This window comes from Vicinamibacteria bacterium (genome assembly GCA_035620555.1).
Lineage (GTDB): Bacteria > Acidobacteriota > Vicinamibacteria > Marinacidobacterales > SMYC01 > DASPGQ01.
Genome location: DASPGQ010000471.1, coordinates 1 through 2,171 on the forward strand (window position 1 = coordinate 1; position 2,171 = coordinate 2,171).

At 63.9% G+C, this 2,171-nt stretch carries 1 protein-coding gene; it reads right to left on the reverse strand.

From position 1 onward, the window contains the following. A partial coding sequence (locus tag VEK15_19020) for a VIT and VWA domain-containing protein (protein ID HXV62799.1) occupies window positions 1-2,002 on the reverse strand: 2,002 nt, incomplete at its 3' end. Window positions 2,003-2,171: the final 169 nt, after the last annotated feature.

A 2,171-nucleotide genomic window follows, 5' to 3' on the forward strand; every position in this document is an offset into this window, starting at 1 on the left:
AGTTTCTGTTCAGGTCCCAGGACCCATCCGCGCGTTGGAGGCGCACGAGCTCGTCAAATGAACGGTCGGCCATGCTCGGGGGAGCCGCACAACTTGGAGCGATAGAATATTCAACATCATCGGAAGCACTCGACATCTCGGCGAACGAATCAAGTCTCAGGCATGCGTATCGCGCGGAATCCCAACCACCCCAGCCGCGAGTGAGGGCGACGGGGATGCGGCGGAGCAGCATCTCGCCCTTCACCGGCGTATCTCGCCTTTCGACGGCGACGAACGAGGTCCACTGGGACGTCAGGCCGTAGCGCACGCCGAGGCGCACCGCCTCCTCTTTGACGCGGTCCTTGCCCGCTCGTCGCTGGAGCGAACCGCGCTCATGAAATTCGCTCGCGCCTTCTTCGAGATCTCTCAGGAGAGTCCTGGCAGCGAGTGTGGCAATGAGATTGCCGTGCCTCTCGTTCTCGAAAGAGAAAGGAACGGAGAAGGAGACGTCTCCTTCGGGGCCCGTGGCCCGGAGCGTAATCTCGGTCTCGTTGGAATGCGGTGCATCCTGGAGAAAGCCGTACACGAGGAGCCTTCCATCGGCGAAGGCCGGGGGAACGCGATGGGGCGCCTGTTTGACGACGAGCCCGCCCCAGTCGACCTGGACGCCGGTCAAAGCGGGCGCGATCGCTCGCTTCAACTGGCGCAGCACCTTCGATTCGATGCGCTCGCCCGGAGAGATGAACTCGGCGGCGCCCTCGCCTGCGCGGGCCACTCCGCGAACGAGGTGATGGCTCGCCCCGGCGCCGATTCCGAAGGTGAAGACGCGCGTCGTGTCGGAGTGCTTGCGCACCAGGGCGATCACGGCCTCGGTGTTGGTGACCTCGCCGTCGGTCAGGATGAAGAGCTGCCGCGGAAGCTCCGTCCGCGCGGGGGCGGAGAGCACGGATTCGAGCGCGGGCAAGATCTCCGTCCCTCCGAGATCCGCCTGGACGCTCTCGACGTGGCGGCTCGCCTTGGCCAGCGTCTTCTCCCCGTAGGGAACGCTTTCGGGAAAGAGCATCTGATGGCTGGAGCCGAAGCCCACGACATTGAACCAGGTTTGCTCCGGAAGACTTCTCAAACAAAGCTGGAGGGCGTTGCGGGCCTCCTCGAAGGAGGTTCCCATCATGGAGCCCGATCGATCCACGAGGAAGACGAGCTCGCAGGGCGCCTCCTGGGTCTCGAGCTTGGGCTGGAACGCGATCATCGCGACGGACTCGCCGTACTCGGTCTCTTCGATCCACGCCCGGGGCTTTTCGGGCTCGGCGAGGCGGACGAGAAGGACGAAGTCTCGGTCCATCGCGCTCTGCCGTTCTCCGAGCCGTACGGTGGCGGTCGGCCCGTCCATCTCCACGGCGATGGGGTGCGACGGCGACTCGACGGAGCGGATGGCGCTTCCCATGTCGATCGAGACCGTGAGATCGAGACCGTACGGCACGCTCCATTCCACGGGAGGGTTCACGGCCTCGGCGGGGGGCCTTCCGACACCCTTGAGATCCTCGGGCGGAGCGTAGCGGGGCGAGACCGTCGTGGGAAGAACGAATCGAAGGTCGTCCCCTTCCCGGGTGAGCTCGGCCACGTAGGTCAGCTTCACGAGCACTTCTTTTTCGGGCGGGAGGTTCCCCATGCTGGCGGTGAAGACATCGGGCTTCTCCTGATCGAGAAGATAGGCGCCATGGCCCTCGGCGAGTGCGTCGTCGTATGCGGCGAACGCATCGTCGCGGTCCTTCACTTCGCCAAAGACCTCGACACCGTCGATCCAGGCCGCGAAGCCGGAGACCGCCGCCATCTCATCCAACGGGAAGACATAGACCGCCTCGATGGGGTGGGACTCCTGATTTCGATAACGCTGAGTCATCGTGACTCGGCTGCAGAAATCTCGAATCGATGCCTCGACCCGGACCCCTTCGAGCGGAATCGGTTCCCCCTTCTTTGCCAAGAGGCCTACGGCAGTCTCGGTCTGAGACGTCGGGTTACGCATGGTCTTCCTCCCTTTCTTGACGGAAATGACGACGGCACCAGTGGACGAGCTCCTCGAGCTGGGCTGGGGATGGAATCCGATGCCGGCTCGAAACATGAAACTCGAGGCCGGGCAGAATCTCGACCCGGGTCCAGTGAGACCTCGAGATTTGCTCGGGGGCAACGTCTGA